Raw genomic sequence first — 15,156 nt, forward strand, 5'->3', positions numbered from 1 at the left:
TTAAGCGGCATTCATGGGTTTGTGCTAGACGCGCATTGTTTTGTTTTTAAAACAAGCTGCAGGCTGCGTGAAAAAAACAGATTAAGCGCGCGTCACAGTGTTGATGCGCTGGTACGTTGCACCACAGGGAGTGCTCACGTCATTGGGCGAGCGCCCATGCGACGTGTTCGCGCACGAGTTCCGACGCGTCATCAGCGCGTGCACGCAGGGCGGCGGTCAGTTGCGTGCGCGTGGCATCTGGCAGCGGCCCGCGCAGCGCGTTGCCGATCGCCACCGCAATGTTGCGCAGCCAACGCTCGTGCCCGATGCGGCGGATCGGGCTGCCTTCGAGGCGCTGGTTGAACTTGTTGTCGGTCCAGTTGAACAGGTCAGCCAACGTGGCCGCGTCCAATCCGTTGCGCACGTCGAAGTCGGGCAGGTTGGCCGGCACGGCAAATTTGTTCCATGGGCAGACGAGCTGACAGTCGTCACAGCCGTAGACGCGGTTGCCCATCGCTGGGCGCAGTTCGACCGGGATGCTGCCCTTGTGTTCGATCGTCAGGTAAGAGATGCAGCGTCGGGCGTCCACCGTGTATGGCGCGACGATGGCCTGCGTGGGGCACACGTCGATGCAGCGCGTGCAGTTGCCGCAGTGGGGCTCCACGGGCGGGTCGACGGGAAAGGGCAGGTCGACGAGGATCTCTCCGAGAAAGAACATCGAGCCCGCATCGCGGTCGAGCAGCAGCGTGTGTTTGCCGCGCCAGCCGAGGCCGCCGTTGGTAGCCAGTGCGACTTCCAGGACCGGCGCCGAATCGGTGAATACGCGAAAGCCGTACGGCCCGACAGCGCCGGCAATCTTCTCTGCCAGCTTCTGCAGGCGCTGGCGCAGTACCTTGTGATAGTCGCGGCCGCGCGCGTAGAGCGAGATGGTGGCGTCTTCAGGGCGGCGCAGGCGGTCCCACTCGATGGTGCGCCAGTCGCTGCCGGGCGTTTGCGGATCGGCCAGATGTGGCAGATACGGCATCCGCGCGACGATGGCGCGTACCGTTCCGGCAACAAGTTCGGCCGGGCGTGCGCGGAGCATGCCATGGTTCGCCATATAATCCATGTCACCGTGAAACCCCTGCGCAAGCCATGTCTGGAGCCCTTCTTCAGCATGCGACAGGTCGACATCGGCGATGCGGACCGCATCGAAACCGAGTTCGGCACCCCAGGAGCGAATCTGCGCGACAAGCGTTTGCATGCCGGCCGCATCGGCTGGCAGGCGTGCATCGAGGTTCGTTCCGGGTGATGACGTGGGGGTGGCGGACATGCCCAAATTGTACGCAATGCCCACCGTGCTCCCTGCTGACGCGCCTTCTGGTCTGACCCCTCCGCTCGCCGAGCGCACACTTTCGCTCACCGATGAAGCGGCCACGTCGGCCTTTGGCGCCGGACTCGCGCAGGCCGTGCTGGCATTGGGTCCGCGGCCCGTGCAGGTGCAGCTTTCCGGCGATCTGGGCGCGGGCAAGACGACGCTGTCGCGGGCCATCCTGCGCGGCCTCGGGCACACCGGACGCGTGCGCAGCCCCACCTATACGCTGGTCGAGCCGTACGACGTGGCCGGAACCACTGGCGCGCAGAAGGTCTATCACTTCGACCTGTACCGCTTTGCCGATCCCGAAGAGTGGACCGATGCCGGGTTCCGTGACTGCTTTGCCGAACCTGCGCTGTGCCTGGTCGAATGGCCTGAGAAGGCGCAGGCGCTGCTCGGTACGCCTGACCTGCACATTGCTTTATCGGTCGACGTTGTGCACGAAACCTACGATGACGGCGTTGAGCATGCACCGCGCGCAGCCCGTCTGGGCGCACGCACGCAGACCGGCCTTCAACTTCTACAGTCGTTGCAACACCTGTTCCCATGCTGATCAAGCATCTGCCGACCGACCAACCGGATGATCCCAACCTGCCGAGCCAGGCCCGCCGCCAATGGCTCACGCGCATGGCGAAGGCCGGCGCAGGCACGGTCATCCTGAGCCTGGTGGGCCCGCAGATCGCACGCGGCGCCAACATCGTCGCCGTGCGCGTGTGGCCCGCCGAGGACTACACGCGCGTGACGATCGAATCCGACGTCGCGCTCAAGGCCACGCATCAGCTCATCAAGGATCCGGATCGCCTGATGGTCGACATCGACGGGCTCGACCTGAACCCGACCTTGCGCGAATTGGTGGCCAAGATCGCGCCGAACGATCCGTACATCCGCCAGGTGCGCGTGGGCCAGAACCGGCCGAGCGTCGTGCGCCTGGTGTTCGACCTGAAGGAAAGCGTCAACCCGCAGGTGTTCACGTTGCTGCCGATTGCCGGCTATCGCAACCGGCTTGTGTTTGACCTGTACCCGACCAACCCGCCCGACCCGCTGATGCAGCTGGTGCAGGCCACCGAGGGCAAGCAGGAGCGCTTTGCCGCGTCAGGCGGCACGCCGATGCCGACGCCGTCGGATGACGATGACCCGATCGCCGCGCTGGCACGCCGCGACAGTGGCGCAAGCCCCACCAAGCCCGCGATCGAAGAGCCGCAAGCTCCGGCACTTGCCAGCCGCACACCGCCTCGCAAGACGCCGCCTTCGACGTCGACGAATCCGCCGTCGACGCTCGCCAACGCGCCGAACACGCCGCCGCTGGAGATCGTTCCTGAGCAGCCTGTGCCGCGCACGCCCTCAAACGGGCCGCGCATGCGCCGCCTGCTTACCGTCGCGATCGACCCCGGCCATGGCGGAGAAGATCCGGGCGCCACGGGCGGTGCTGGCACGCACGAGAAAGACGTGGTGCTGTCGATCGCCCGCATGCTCAAGGCCAAGATCGACGCTCAGCCCAACATGCGCGCCATGATGACGCGCGATTCCGACTACTTCGTCCCGCTGGGCGTGCGCGTGCAGAAGGCGCGCCGCGTGCAGGCGGATCTGTTTGTCTCGATCCATGCCGATGCGTTTCTTTCGCCGGAAGCACGCGGGGCCTCGGTGTTCGTGCTGTCCGATCGCGGCGCTTCGAGCGCGCAGGCCAAGTGGCTCGCCAACAAGGAAAACGCGGCCGACATGATCGGCGGGGCGAATCTCGGCTCGAAAGACGCGCAGGTCACGCGTGTGCTGCTCGACCTGTCGACCACCGCGCAGATCACCGACAGCATGAAGGTCGGCAAGGCGGTGCTGGACCAGATTGGCGGCATCAATCGGCTGCACAAGGGGCAGGTCGAGCAGGCGGGCTTTGCGGTGCTCAAGGCGCCGGACATTCCGTCGATCCTGGTCGAGACGGCCTTCATCTCCAACCCGGAGGAAGAGGCCAAGCTCAACGACCTGGGTCACCAGAACCAGCTTGCCGACGCCATCCTGCGCGGCATTCGGGCGTACTTCGCCAAGAACCCGCCGCTGTCGCGCAACCCGGGCGTCTGAGGCATGGCAACGCTCGTATTGCGCGAAGGCGGTGCGTCCGACGCGGGCACCATCGCCGACATCCATACGCGCAGCTGGCAAAGCGCGTACCGCGGGCTGGGCGTTTTGTCCGACGCGTATCTCGATAGCCGCGCAGCGACCGACATCCAGGCGAAATGGCGTGAGCGCATGGCTGCACCCGTGGCCGGACAGCAGGTGTGGTGCGCCGATCTGGACGGCCAGACCATCGGTTTTCTGTGCGCCCTGCGTGAAAACGGCACGCCCTGGGGGGCGTTCGTCGACAACCTGCATCTGCTGCCAGCCTCACGCGGCCATGGTGTCGGCAAGCGCCTGATGAGCGAAGCAGCGCGTTGGGCTGCCGCTCAGGGCATCACGCAGTTGCATCTGCTGGTGTACGAGGCGAACACCGCCGCGATCGGCTTCTACGAAGCCCTGGGCGGTGTGTCGGTCAGCCGGGACTGGCTGGAGACGGCCGATGGCGGCCACGCTTGGGTGCGCACCTACCACTGGCCGGAAGCGAAATTCGCGGGCCTGACGCGCTTGCCTTGATTAAGCCGCGCGGCTCGCCGGGGCGGCTGCGCTGGCCTCGGCGTGGGCAACGCGATCCGCATATCGGCGCGCCAGCGTCGAGCACACGATCAGCTGCAGCTGGTGATAAATCATCAGCGGCAGCACGATCAGCCCCAGCGCCGGGTTGCCGGCAAACAGGATCTTCGCCATCGGCACGCCGTTCGCCAGGCTTTTCTTCGAGCCGCAGAACACAGCGGTGATTTCGTCGGCCAGGCTGAAACCGGCGCGCCGCGACAGCCATGTCGTCGCACCGAGCACGACGAACAGCAGCGCGCCGCTCATCACGGCCACGGCCACGATGGTCTCCCACGGATACTTCGACCACACACCCGCGTGCGTCGAGTCGGCAAACGAGTTGAACACGATCAGCAGGATCACCGCGCGGTCAACTTTGTTGATGATCGCCTTGTGCTTGTTGATGAACCCACCGATGACCGGGCGGAGCAACTGACCCAGCACGAACGGCAGCAGCAGTTGCTCGGCCACGCCCAGCAGCGCCTTACCGACCGACAGGTCCGCGCCCGACGCGTGGATCACGAAGCTCATCAGCAGCGGCGTGGCGATCATGCCGATCAGCCCCGAGATGGTCGCGTTGAAGATGGCGGCCGGCACATTGCCCTTGGCCATGGCCGTCATCGCCACCGACGAGGACACCGTGGACGGCAGCGCGCACAGATAGAACACGCCGAGCAGCAGTTCAGCTGGAATGAACGGCTTGCAGACAAACAGAATGGCCGCGCCGATCAGCGGAAAGAGGATGAACGTGCAGCTCTGCACGAACAGATGCAGACGCCAGTTGCGCGCGCCTTCGACGATCTTCTCGCGCGAGAGCGCCGCGCCGTGCAGGAAGAACACCAGCGACACGCCGACGATGGTGACGATGTCGAGCCGCAGCGGGCCGTCGCTCGCGCCAAGCGCCGGGAAGAAGAGGGCCAGTGCGACCATCACGAGCATGGCGCGAATGAACCCATCGATCTGGGACAACAGCGGAGACAACAGCGGGATCTTCATGTGCGTGCGCGGTCACCATTACGTAACGGCGCGGATTGGATGGCGGGATAGCCGCTATTGCACAACATCCCTATCTAGAATACAAATGCATTGATCGAATCAATTCATACGTCGTCAGCATGAATGTGACCTTGCGCCAGTTGCGCGTCTTTCTCGCGGTGGCACGCGCGCACAGCTTCAGCCGGGCGGGCGACACCATCGGCCTGACGCAGCCGGCCGTGAGCCGTTCGATCTCGGAGCTGGAAGGCGAACTGGGCCTGAAGTTGCTCGATCGCACCACCCGTGAAGTCGTGCTGACGGAAGTGGGGCGCTCGCTGGCGACGGCGCTGGATCGCCTTGTGGCCGATCTGGACGACACGTTGCAACAGGCGCGCCAAGTCGGCGAGCAACGGCGCGGGCGCGTGGTGGTGGCGTCCAGCCCGACCGTGTCGACACGGCTGATGCCGGTGTATGTGGCCGAGTGCGCGGTGCGCTATCCGGACATCCGCATGATCGTGCGCGACTCCGTGCAGGTCGACACGCTGCAGTTGATCCGCACGGGCGGCGCCGATTTCGGTGTGGTGGTGGAGCCGCTCGATACCGAAGGCCTCTGGACCGAGCCGCTGCTGATCGATCCGTTTTGCCTGGTCTGCCGCAAGGATCACCCGTTCGCGCAGCGCAGCAGCGTGCGGTGGAAAGATCTGCATCGCACAGCGGTCGTCCTGCTCGATCATGCCTCGGGCAGTCGCCCGCTGATCGACCGCATCTTCCTGCGCCACGGTGTTCATCCTGACGTTACGCAGGAGATGGGCCACAGCAGCGCGGTCTTCGGGATGGTGGAAGCGGGCATCGGTGCGGGTGTGGTGCCGTCGCTGTCGTTGCCGCTGCCGTCCTCGTCGCCATTGGTGGCGGTGCCGCTGTCGCCCAAGGAGACGCGCGCCATTGTGCTGGCGCGGCGGCACGACCGGTCGCTTTCGCCGGCGGCCGAGGCAGCGTGGCAGATGATCCGCCGAATGGCGCTGCCAGCCGCCTGACGACCTGACCGCGCTTATTTCGGCTGCATGCGGATGGCGCCATCCAGGCGGATGGTCTCGCCATTGAGCATCGGGTTCTCGACGATCGCACGCGCGAGCTGCGCATATTCCGCCGGCTTACCGAGGCGCGGCGGAAACGGCACCATCTTGCCCAGCGCGTCCTGCACTTCCGCCGGCATGCCAAGCAGCATCGGCGTCTCGAAAATGCCCGGTGCAATCGTCATCACCCGGATGCCGTCGCGCGACAGGTCACGCGCAATCGCCAGCGTCATCGCCACCACGCCACCCTTGGACGCTGCATAGGCTGCCTGGCCAATCTGCCCGTCAAAGGCGGCCACCGATGCCGTGTTGATGATCACGCCACGCTCGCCGCCGGCATTGGGTGTGTTGCCCGCCATGGCCGTCGCGGCCAGGCGGATCATGTTGAATGTGCCGATCAGGTTGATGTTGATCACGCGTGCAAATTGGTCCAGCGGGTGCGGCCCCGTCTTGCCCACCGTGCGCGACGCCGTAGCAATCCCCGCGCAATTCACCAGCCCGCGCAACGTGCCCAGCGACGTGGCGGCGTCCACCACCGCCTGGCCGTCGGCTTCCGACGTGACGTCACAGCGCACGAAGCGGCCGCCCAGTTCCTGTGCCAGCGCGCTGCCGGCAGCCTCGTTCAGGTCGGCAATCACGACCTTGCCGCCCGCTTCGGCCAGCGTCCGTGCCGTACCTGCACCCAGTCCCGACGCGCCGCCGGTAACGATGAATACCTGATCGCGAATCTCCATGCCGTGTCTCCTTGTGTGTTGTTTGCGAGTTACTTGACGTTTACGTTCGCGTCAAGTTCAGCGCCATATGTTAGCGCGAAGCGGCCGGCGATCGAGCAAAAAAAAAAGCGCCTCATGATCGAGGCGCCTTTTTTCGTGGCGGGTATTGCGGGGTGTGCTCAGTCCTGCAGCGCGCCGAATACGCGAGCCGTGATTTCATCGACGTTGCCCACGCCGCTGATCTTGCGGTACTTCGGCGGCGCAACCTTGGCGGCGCTGTTGCCGTTGGCGGCCCATTGCGAGTAGTAGTCGACCAGCGGACGCGTCTGGTTTTCATACACGTCCAGGCGCTTGCGCACGGTCTCTTCCTTGTCGTCGTCGCGCTGGATCAGCGGTTCGCCGGTTTCGTCATCCACGCCTTCGGTCTTGGGCGGGTTGTACTTGACGTGGTACGTGCGGCCCGACGCCACGTGCACGCGGCGGCCGCTCATGCGCTCGATGATGGCGTCGAACGGCACGTCGATTTCCAGCACGTAGTCGATCGCCACAGCGGCGTCTTTCATGGCTTCCGCTTGCGGAATGGTGCGCGGGAAACCGTCGAACAGGTAGCCGTTCTTGCAGTCGGGTTGTTGCAGGCGGTCTTTCACGAGGCCGATGATGATGTCATCCGACACCAGGCCGCCGGCATCCATCACCTTCTTTGCTTCGATACCCAGCGGGGTACCTGCCTTGACGGCCGCGCGCAGCATGTCGCCGGTGGAGATCTGCGGAATGCCGAACTTTTCGCAGATGAATTTGGCTTGCGTACCTTTGCCGGCGCCGGGCGCGCCCAACAGAATCAACCGCATGGTGACGAGTTCCTCAAGTTTTCGAATCCTGTCGCGCTGTCAGGCTCTGTGAAGCGCGTTGGGAATCGGTCCAAGAGGGCGGATTCCCAATACGCCTGGGGATAAAGCCATGGCGACGCAATCGACGCGAACAGGCAGCCTAGCGGGCGAAGTTGACGCCAGCCTTACCGGACTCTGGGGAATCAGGCGTCCGCCGGACGGCGGCACCCATGGCTCGATTTGTCTCCCTGTCGCCGCTGTGGCGCCTGCGTGGGCGCCGTCATGCGGCTTGTCGTCCTCGCGATTATGCCATGGCGAGGACGGGGTTTTGGCAGCCCCGCACGCAAAGTTCAGAGAAATGCGGCCTCAGGGGCCATCCTGGGCAAGAAGCTCGCCCCACGCGGCGCGCACCCGTGCGAGGTCTTCGGGGGTGTCGACGCCGGCGGCGGGGGCGTCTTCGGTGGTCAGCACGGCAATGCGTTCACCGTGCCACATGGCGCGCAGCTGCTCCAACTGCTCCGTCTGCTCGATGGGGGCGGCGGCCAATTGCGGGAAGCGGCGCAGGAATCCGGCGCGGTACGCGTAGATGCCGATATGGCGCAGCACGGGCATGGCCGGCAACGGGCGCTCCACAACGGACCGCGCCATGACGGCGGGCGTCCAGGTGTCGCGCGCCCAGGGCAGCGGTGCGCGCGAGAACAGCAGTGCGCGTTCGGCAGCGTCGAGGACGACCTTGACGACATTCGGGTTGAACACGTCGGCCGGGTCGTGGATCGGGTGCGCCGCGGTGGCGATGGCGCAGTCGGGATGATCGCGCAGGTGCGCGGCCACGTTGTCGATCAGCGTCGGTGCGATCAGCGGCTCGTCGCCTTGCACGTTGACGACGATGGCGTCGTCGGGCAGGCCCAGCACCGTGGCCACTTCGGCCAGGCGGTCGGTGCCCGAGGCGTGGTCGGCGCGCGTCAGCACGGCTTCCACGTGATGCTGCATGCAGGCATCGGCAACCGACGCTGCATCGGTGGCGACCACCACGCGCGCGGCGGACGACTGATGCGCGCGTTCAGCCACGCGCACCACCATCGGCTTGCCGTCGATGTCGGCCAGCGGTTTGTTGGGCAGCCGCGTGGACGCCAGCCGCGCGGGAATGACAGCGATGAACGGCGCGTGCGACATGGCGGCGACCTTCGTATCAGGCCGGATCGACCGGCGTGCCTTCCACGGTCTGGCGCGCTTCGTCAGCCAGCATGACGGGGATGCCGTCGCGGATCGGGTAGGCCAGCTTGTCGACGTGGCAAATCAGTTCATTGTTGGCGCGGTCGTGTTGCAGCGTGCCCTTGCACAACGGGCAGACGAGGATTTCCAGCAGGCGATTGTCCATGGCGGTAGAGGCTCCGTGGCGGCCGCTCAAGACGGAGGGCGGCGCGCCGGTACAGCGGAAGGGTGGCGTTATTGTGCGCTTGCCTTGAGCGTTGCGCGATCGGCCAGGGCGCGCACGCGCTGGCAGACCTGTTCGACCAGCGCCGCGTCGACCACCGGTGTGGTCGGCACCACCCAGATGCGCGGATCGTCGAGATGGCCGCATTTTACGGCATCCTTTTCGGTGATCAGGATGACCTCGGCGTGGCTGTCGGTGAACGGGTTGTCAGCGAAATCGTAGTGATCGGGCAGCGGCAGCGTGCTCGGCTTGAGGCCGGCGGCGCGCAGCGAGGCGAAGAAGCGCTCGGGGTTGCCGATGCCGGCCGCGGCCAGCAATTGCTCGCCCTCGATGCGTGCGAACTGGGCCAGCGGGCGGCGCAGCGCCGGGTCGGCCAGGTTGTAGGCGTCCTGCAGCTCGAGGTGCATGCCGAACACGTCCGGGCGGTCGGGCGTGGCGCGGTAGTTCGGATCATTGATGAGCGTGGCGTCACGGCGGCGCGTCATCGGTTCGCGCAGTGGGCCGGCGGGCAGCAGGAAGCCGTTGCCGCCCATGCGCGTGTCGAACACGATGATTTCGATATCGCGGCGCAGGCGGTAGTGCTGCAGGCCGTCGTCGCAGACGATCACGTTGCAGCCCGGGTGCGAGGCCAGCAGCGTCTGGGCGCACAGCACGCGATCGGGAAAGACCCACACCGGTAGATCGGTGGCGCGGGCGATCAGCAGCGGTTCATCGCCGACGTCTTCTGCCCGGGAGTGTTCTCGCACAGGGCGCGGATGCTTCAGTTGCGCACCGTAGCCGCGCGAGACGATGCCCGGGCGCAGGCCGGCTTCAGCCAGCGCCGAGGCCAGCGCAATCACGGCGGGCGTCTTGCCGGCGCCGCCCACGGTGACATTGCCGATCACCACCACCGGCATCGGCAGCCGCACCGAACGCAGCACGCCAAGGCGGAACAGCAGCCGGCGCAGCGCGCTGATCCCACCAAACAGCCACGACAGCGGCCACATCAGCCACGCAAACCAGCCGCGTTGCTGCCATTGGCGGGTGACGAAGCTGGCGAGACGGTGCTGGGCGACGGGCATGCGTGATGGTGGTTGAGAAGCGATCTCTTAGCGGGCGTTGCCGGTTTGCGTGGCGAAGGTCAGGTGCGAAAGACCCGCCACACGTGCAGCTTCCATGACATTGACCACCGCCTGGTGCGCGGCTTGCGCATCGGCGTTGACGATGACGATGGGCTCGGGGCCGCCAGCCTTGCCTGCAGCATTGCGCAGTGCATCGGCCAGGCTGGTGACATCTCGGGTGTCGAGCACCTGCTTGTCGACAGAGTAGACGCCGTTGGCGGTGACGGACACGACAATCTGGCCCGGGCGCTCGGTGGCTTTCTCAGCCTCTGCGGTGGGCAGGTTGACCTTCAGTTCGGTGTAGCGGGAATACGTGGTCGTGATCATCAGGAAGATGAGGATCACGAGCAGCACGTCGATCAGCGGGATCAGGTTGATCTCCGGCTCTTCGCGGGCACGGCGCGGGCGGAAGCGCATGGCTGTTTCCAGTAAGGCGTGGCCCGGATCAGCCGCGCCGCGGCGGCAGGATCGCGTCGAGGTACGTGGTGGAGAGGTGCTCCAGCTCGACCACGTAGTTGTCCACCACGCCACGGAAGTAGCGCCAGAAGATCAGCGTCGGGATGGCCACCACGAGGCCCAGCGCCGTGTTGTACAGCGCGACCGAGATACCGTGTGCCAGCGCCTGCGGGTTCGTGCCCGCGGCCGTCTGGCTGCCGAAAATCTCGATCATGCCGACGACCGTGCCGAACAGGCCCATCAGCGGCGCCACCGACGCAATCGTGCCGAGCGCGTTCAGATAGCGCTCCAGGCGGTGGGCAACGTTCTGGCCGGCTTCTTCCACCACTTCCTTGGCGGCATCGCGCGAGGTGTTCGGATGCAGCACCACGTGGCGCAGCGCAGCAGCCAGCAGGCGGCCCAGCGGCGAGCCCTGTTCCAGCGTGTTCACCACTTCCGGTGTGGCGCGGCGCTGATGCGCGACGGCCAGCGCCTCGTCATAGACCTTGGGCGGAATGATCTTCTTGCGTTGCAGGGCGACGAAGCGTTCGATGATGAGCGCGAGTGCGAGCACCGAGGCGATCAACAGCGGCCAGATCGGCCAGCCGGCGGCTTGAATGATGGAAAACACTGGACAACCCGTTTTGTCGTTGTGGAAGGAGTGTGATTCTGATGGTGTGCTCGTGCCGTCCGCGTCCCCGAACGCTGTCCGTTGCGGCAAAAACAGGCAGCACTCTAGCGCGTCGGACCTGCCTCGGCAACACGATGGCGCAGCATCGCGACATGCGCAGACGATGGTCAACGCGCTGTCACGAAAGAGACTGGCCGCGCAATCCACAGCCAGGCGGGACAGTCTTGTGGACGGGTTGTGGACATTGCCCGAACAAGCAAACTAAGTGCTTGATGTGAAAGGGCGTTCGGGTTCCTGCTTAAAAAACGTGCAACGGGCGTTTTCGCGGTCTATCCATCAAAAAGCGTGTGCTGGCCCGGCAAAACGGCGGGTAATCCACACCGCTGCGGGACAGTCTTGTGGATGGGTTGTGGACATTGCCTCAACAAGCACGCTAAGTGCTTGATCCGAAAGGAAGTCCGACGGCCTGCTTAAAAATGAAGCAACCGAGGGTTCTGGCCTTGATCTGGTGGAAAACGAGGGTGCGCCTCGAAAAACCGTGAGGAAATCCACACCGACACGGGACAGTCTTGTGGACGGGTTGTGGACATTGCCCGGACAAGCACCTTAAGTGACTGATTCAAAACGGTGTTCGGTGTTGCGCTTAAAAATTGAGCAGCGAAGTTTCCCGCGAAAAACTGTGGACACGCACCTCGGACGTGTGAGAATCGACGGCCGATTTATCCACTGCCCAGGCGTCACACCACGGTTTTCCAGCGATGCTGTGGATAACTTTGTGAACATCCTTGGGGCGCTCGCGCTAAATGCTTGACGCAGAACGAAATTACTTGCGGTGCTGAAATTTTGACATGGGCGGATTTTTCATAAGAATCAATGGGTTGCGCCAAAATGCAGAGAGCGCGTCACCTGACCTCTGTCAAGCTTGACAAGCACGTTATGCTGTGGACAGGTAGCCCATTCCGCGTGAGTTGCCTCCCCTATTCAAGGTAGATGTCGCCCCGAAGCCTCATCGTTTTGCGCTCCTCGCACCACTTATGACCCCGCCGCCGTCTTCCCGCCGACCCTTTTGGATGGATGCCTCCGCGCCCGCAGCCCCATCCGCCCCCGACACATCGGCCGCCGCTGCCGCCGCATCTGCACCGAATCGGGGCTCGCAGGAAGTGCTGACCGTCAGCGATGTCAATCGACGCATTGCGGGGCTGCTCGAACGCAACTTTCCGCTGGGCTGGGTGCGCGGCGAGATTTCCAACTTCACGCGCGCGGCCAGCGGCCATTGGTATTTTTCGCTCAAGGATGCAGGCGCGCAGATCCGCTGCGTGATGTTCAAGGGCCGCAACCAGTACGCCGATTTCTCCCCGCGCGAAGGCGAGGCCGTCGAAGTGCGCGCGCTGGTCACGCTGTACGAAGCGCGCGGCGAACTGCAATTGAGCGTCGAAGCGATTCGCCGGGCCGGCCTGGGCAATCTATACGAGGCCTTTCTGCGGCTGAAGGCCGCGCTGGAGGCGCAAGGCCTGTTCGATGCCGACCGCAAGCGGCCACTGCCACGGCATCCGCGCGCAATTGGCGTGGTGACGTCGCTGCAGGCGGCGGCCTTGCGCGACGTGCTGACCACGCTGCGCCGGCGTGCGCCGCATGTGCCGGTGGTGGTGTATCCCGTGCCGGTGCAGGGTGCCGGGGCGTCGGAGCGCATCGCCGCCATGCTGGAACGGGTCAATGCCCGGGCAGAGGTCGACGTGGTCATCCTGTGCCGGGGCGGCGGCAGCATTGAAGACCTCTGGGCCTTCAACGAAGAGCCGGTCGCGCGCGCGGTGGCCGCATCGCAAATTCCCATCGTGGCGGGCGTCGGGCACGAGACGGATGTGACCATCGTCGACTTTGTTGCCGACGTGCGCGCGCCCACGCCCACCGCTGCGGCCGAACTGGTCAGCCCGGACCGTGCACGCATGCTGCGCGATGTGGGGCGTGACTGGGATGCGCTGTCTGCCCAATTCCGCCGGCAGCTCGATCGCCGCGCGCAGACCGTCGATTGGCTCGCGCGCCGCCTGCGCAGCCCGCAGGCGCAGATGCGCGAACGCCGCACCCAACTCGCCCATCTGGAGGGCCGTCTGCGCTTTGCCCTGACCGGCCGCGTGCAGCGCGCGGAACATCTCCAGCGTCTGCTGACGATGCGCCTGTCTGCGGCGCGCCCCGACGCCACGCGAGAGCGCACGCGCCTCCAGCAAGCCGAAGCGACGCTGGCACGCGTCATGCGAGACACGCTGTCTCGCGCCCACGAACGCCTGGCGCGTCAGCACTCTGGCCTGGAGCTGCTGGCACCCCAGCGCACGCTGGAGCGCGGCTATGCGGTGCTGCTCGATGCCAAGGGCCACGCCATCCGCGATCCGAACGCATTGCATGCCCGGGCGCGCATCGAGGCGCGGCTGGCGCAAGGCACGGCCGACATCGAAATCGCCCGCGTGCAACCGAAGCTCGAACTGTGACCAGCGCATGACCTTATAGCGCCAGTGATCGCGATTCCGCACGCGTTTAGCGGGTATTCCGACTATTTAGCCTGCGGTTTGCGCCGGTTTTGCAAGTCTCCTACAATCGTCGCTCCCAACCTGTACAACCCACAGAAGGCAAGAACAATGGAACACACGCTCCCCCCGCTGCCGTACGCCCAAGACGCTCTGGCGCCGCACATCTCCAAGGAAACGCTGGAGTTCCACTACGGCAAGCACCACCAGACCTACGTCACGAACCTGAACAACCTGATCAAGGGCACCGAGTTCGAGAACCTGAGCCTGGAAGACATCGTCAAGAAGTCCTCGGGCGGTGTGTTCAACAACGCCGCACAGGTCTGGAACCACACGTTCTACTGGAACGGCCTGAAGCCGCAAGGCGGCGGTGCTCCGACCGGCGCGCTGGCTGACGCCATCAACGCCAAGTGGGGCAGCTTCGACAAGTTCAAGGAAGAGTTCACCAAGACGGCCATCGGCACGTTCGGTTCGGGCTGGGCCTGGCTGGTGAAGAAGGCCGACGGCTCGCTGGATCTGGTGTCGACCTCCAACGCCGCCACGCCGCTGACGACCGACGCCAAGCCGCTGCTGACCTGCGATGTGTGGGAACACGCTTACTACATCGACTACCGCAACGCCCGTCCGAAGTACGTCGAGGCGTTCTGGAACCTGGTCAACTGGGACTTTGTTGCCAAGAACTTCGCCTAAGGCGAAACGCTTTTGGCGATTCAGAAAAAACCTCCGCACCAGCGGAGGTTTTTTTATGCGCGCACGCTGCCGAGCATGTCGTGCAACTCGTGGCTCATCATCGCAAGGAACACGACCAGGCCGATGTAGTAGACGGTGTAGGTCAGGCGAGATTCGTTCGAGATGCTGTAGTACGCGCGGTTTTCCGGCGCATGTGGGTCGTAGCGCCACGCCTTCATCAACTGCGGTACGGCCAGCACCGCAATGAGGATCAGGATCGGGCTCGGCCGCCAGATGAACAGCGCCACCAGCACCGGCACGCCCAGAAACCAGATGCGCGGCGACAGCACCGCCGTAATCCGTCCGCCGTCAAACGGTGACAGCGGGATCAGGTTGAACAGGTTGAGGAAGCAGCCAGCGTAGGCCAACGCCAGCAGCAACTGGCTGTCGGTGTAGCGTGCAAGCCCGTAGCAGAGCATCGCGCCGACCGTGCCGGCGACGGGGCCGGCCAGGCCGATGTGGGCCTCGGTTTCTACATCCATCGGCTGCTCTTTCAGGTCGATCCACGCGCCCACGAAGGGGATGAAGGTCGGCGCGCCCACGGCCAACCCGCGCTGGCGTGCCGCCATGAAATGGCCCATCTCGTGGATGAACAGCAGCACCACGAAACCCACCGCATAGCGCCAGCCGAACACGAAGGCATAGGCGGCCACCGACAGCAGCATCGTGCCGCCGGTGGTCAGCAGCTTGCCGAACTTCAGCCCTGAAAACAGCAGGATCAGCAGCTTGGCCAC

Annotated in this window: 16 protein-coding genes; 6 read left to right on the forward strand and 10 right to left on the reverse strand. The window is 65.0% G+C overall.

Annotated features, from left to right (window positions below; all coding sequences use genetic code 11):
* Nucleotides 1–139 precede the first annotated feature (139 nt).
* The gene (gene queG, locus ABIC76_RS14200) at nt 140–1,291 is read right to left on the reverse strand and encodes a tRNA epoxyqueuosine(34) reductase QueG (RefSeq protein ID WP_354534364.1); all 1,152 of its coding nucleotides are present in this window, start codon (nt 1,289–1,291) and stop codon (nt 140–142) included.
* Nucleotides 1,292–1,307: 16 nt separating this feature from the next.
* Between queG and tsaE the strand changes: the two genes are divergently transcribed.
* The 3 genes from tsaE to ABIC76_RS14215 are packed head-to-tail and all read left to right on the forward strand — an operon-like array spanning nt 1,308 to nt 3,952.
* A complete protein-coding gene (gene tsaE, locus ABIC76_RS14205; protein ID WP_354534716.1) occupies nt 1,308–1,886 on the forward strand; it encodes a tRNA (adenosine(37)-N6)-threonylcarbamoyltransferase complex ATPase subunit type 1 TsaE in 579 nt (192 codons plus the stop codon).
* Complete coding sequence (locus ABIC76_RS14210; protein ID WP_343547671.1) at nt 1,880–3,403, forward strand: N-acetylmuramoyl-L-alanine amidase; 1,524 nt, start codon at nt 1,880–1,882, stop codon at nt 3,401–3,403. Before tsaE ends, ABIC76_RS14210 begins: the two co-directional genes overlap by 7 nt.
* A gap of 3 nt (nt 3,404–3,406) precedes the next feature.
* The gene (locus ABIC76_RS14215; RefSeq protein ID WP_354534365.1) at nt 3,407–3,952 is read left to right on the forward strand and encodes a GNAT family N-acetyltransferase; all 546 of its coding nucleotides are present in this window, start codon (nt 3,407–3,409) and stop codon (nt 3,950–3,952) included.
* On the opposite strand, the gene ABIC76_RS14220 is transcribed toward ABIC76_RS14215, so the two are convergent.
* A complete protein-coding gene (locus ABIC76_RS14220; protein WP_102066703.1) occupies nt 3,953–4,984 on the reverse strand; it encodes a bile acid:sodium symporter family protein in 1,032 nt (343 codons plus the stop codon).
* A gap of 119 nt (nt 4,985–5,103) precedes the next feature.
* Between ABIC76_RS14220 and ABIC76_RS14225 the strand changes: the two genes are divergently transcribed.
* The gene (locus ABIC76_RS14225) at nt 5,104–5,997 is read left to right on the forward strand and encodes a LysR family transcriptional regulator (protein ID WP_102066702.1); all 894 of its coding nucleotides are present in this window, start codon (nt 5,104–5,106) and stop codon (nt 5,995–5,997) included.
* A 14-nt stretch (nt 5,998–6,011) separates the two neighbouring features.
* Here the strand turns inward: ABIC76_RS14225 and ABIC76_RS14230 are convergent, their stop codons facing one another.
* The 7 genes from ABIC76_RS14230 to ABIC76_RS14260 form a co-directional block, all read right to left on the reverse strand.
* A complete protein-coding gene (locus ABIC76_RS14230; RefSeq protein WP_332395084.1) occupies nt 6,012–6,770 on the reverse strand; it encodes a 3-hydroxyacyl-CoA dehydrogenase in 759 nt (252 codons plus the stop codon).
* 158 nt (nt 6,771–6,928) lie between these two features.
* A complete protein-coding gene (gene adk / locus ABIC76_RS14235; protein ID WP_027680670.1) occupies nt 6,929–7,597 on the reverse strand; it encodes an adenylate kinase in 669 nt (222 codons plus the stop codon).
* A gap of 345 nt (nt 7,598–7,942) precedes the next feature.
* A complete protein-coding gene (gene kdsB / locus ABIC76_RS14240) occupies nt 7,943–8,749 on the reverse strand; it encodes a 3-deoxy-manno-octulosonate cytidylyltransferase (RefSeq protein WP_102066700.1) in 807 nt (268 codons plus the stop codon).
* 16 nt (nt 8,750–8,765) lie between these two features.
* Nucleotides 8,766–8,954 carry a Trm112 family protein gene (locus ABIC76_RS14245; protein WP_004631803.1) on the reverse strand — a complete coding sequence of 63 codons (189 nt, stop codon included), beginning with the start codon at nt 8,952–8,954 and terminating at the stop codon, nt 8,766–8,768.
* A gap of 68 nt (nt 8,955–9,022) precedes the next feature.
* Nucleotides 9,023–10,072, reverse strand: a complete 1,050-nt coding sequence (gene lpxK / locus ABIC76_RS14250) for a tetraacyldisaccharide 4'-kinase (protein ID WP_354534366.1) — start codon at nt 10,070–10,072, stop codon at nt 9,023–9,025.
* Between the two features lie 27 nt (nt 10,073–10,099).
* Nucleotides 10,100–10,528 (reverse strand): ExbD/TolR family protein, encoded by a 429-nt coding sequence (locus tag ABIC76_RS14255; RefSeq protein WP_004631807.1) that lies wholly within the window; start codon nt 10,526–10,528, stop codon nt 10,100–10,102.
* A gap of 28 nt (nt 10,529–10,556) precedes the next feature.
* Complete coding sequence (locus ABIC76_RS14260) at nt 10,557–11,177, reverse strand: MotA/TolQ/ExbB proton channel family protein (RefSeq protein WP_004631809.1); 621 nt, start codon at nt 11,175–11,177, stop codon at nt 10,557–10,559.
* A 1,070-nt stretch (nt 11,178–12,247) separates the two neighbouring features.
* On the opposite strand from ABIC76_RS14260, the gene xseA reads away from it, so the two are divergent.
* The gene (xseA, locus tag ABIC76_RS14265; protein ID WP_354534367.1) at nt 12,248–13,657 is read left to right on the forward strand and encodes an exodeoxyribonuclease VII large subunit; all 1,410 of its coding nucleotides are present in this window, start codon (nt 12,248–12,250) and stop codon (nt 13,655–13,657) included.
* A 147-nt stretch (nt 13,658–13,804) separates the two neighbouring features.
* Nucleotides 13,805–14,383 (forward strand): superoxide dismutase [Fe], encoded by a 579-nt coding sequence (sodB, locus tag ABIC76_RS14270; protein ID WP_009241368.1) that lies wholly within the window; start codon nt 13,805–13,807, stop codon nt 14,381–14,383.
* A 53-nt stretch (nt 14,384–14,436) separates the two neighbouring features.
* Here the strand turns inward: sodB and ABIC76_RS14275 are convergent, their stop codons facing one another.
* Complete coding sequence (locus tag ABIC76_RS14275; RefSeq protein WP_112183829.1) at nt 14,437–15,156, reverse strand: site-2 protease family protein; 720 nt, start codon at nt 15,154–15,156, stop codon at nt 14,437–14,439.

The organism is Ralstonia sp. 1138, assembly GCF_040544795.1.
In the GTDB taxonomy this organism is placed as follows: Bacteria; Pseudomonadota; Gammaproteobacteria; order Burkholderiales; family Burkholderiaceae; genus Ralstonia; species Ralstonia flatus.

Excerpts from the sequence above, each read along its gene's own strand:
- queG (WP_354534364.1), bottom strand. The coding sequence starts at position 1,291 with ATGTCCGCCACCCCCACGTCATCACCCGGAACGAACCTCGATGCACGC.
- tsaE (WP_354534716.1), top strand. The coding sequence starts at position 1,308 with ATGCCCACCGTGCTCCCTGCTGACGCGCCTTCTGGTCTGACCCCTCCG.
- ABIC76_RS14210 (WP_343547671.1), top strand. The coding sequence starts at position 1,880 with ATGCTGATCAAGCATCTGCCGACCGACCAACCGGATGATCCCAACCTG.
- ABIC76_RS14215 (WP_354534365.1), top strand. The coding sequence starts at position 3,407 with ATGGCAACGCTCGTATTGCGCGAAGGCGGTGCGTCCGACGCGGGCACC.
- ABIC76_RS14220 (WP_102066703.1), bottom strand. The coding sequence starts at position 4,984 with ATGAAGATCCCGCTGTTGTCTCCGCTGTTGTCCCAGATCGATGGGTTC.
- ABIC76_RS14225 (WP_102066702.1), top strand. The coding sequence starts at position 5,104 with ATGAATGTGACCTTGCGCCAGTTGCGCGTCTTTCTCGCGGTGGCACGC.
- ABIC76_RS14230 (WP_332395084.1), bottom strand. The coding sequence starts at position 6,770 with ATGGAGATTCGCGATCAGGTATTCATCGTTACCGGCGGCGCGTCGGGA.
- adk (WP_027680670.1), bottom strand. The coding sequence starts at position 7,597 with ATGCGGTTGATTCTGTTGGGCGCGCCCGGCGCCGGCAAAGGTACGCAA.
- kdsB (WP_102066700.1), bottom strand. The coding sequence starts at position 8,749 with ATGTCGCACGCGCCGTTCATCGCTGTCATTCCCGCGCGGCTGGCGTCC.
- ABIC76_RS14245 (WP_004631803.1), bottom strand. The coding sequence starts at position 8,954 with ATGGACAATCGCCTGCTGGAAATCCTCGTCTGCCCGTTGTGCAAGGGC.
- lpxK (WP_354534366.1), bottom strand. The coding sequence starts at position 10,072 with ATGCCCGTCGCCCAGCACCGTCTCGCCAGCTTCGTCACCCGCCAATGG.
- ABIC76_RS14255 (WP_004631807.1), bottom strand. The coding sequence starts at position 10,528 with ATGCGCTTCCGCCCGCGCCGTGCCCGCGAAGAGCCGGAGATCAACCTG.
- xseA (WP_354534367.1), top strand. The coding sequence starts at position 12,248 with ATGGATGCCTCCGCGCCCGCAGCCCCATCCGCCCCCGACACATCGGCC.
- sodB (WP_009241368.1), top strand. The coding sequence starts at position 13,805 with ATGGAACACACGCTCCCCCCGCTGCCGTACGCCCAAGACGCTCTGGCG.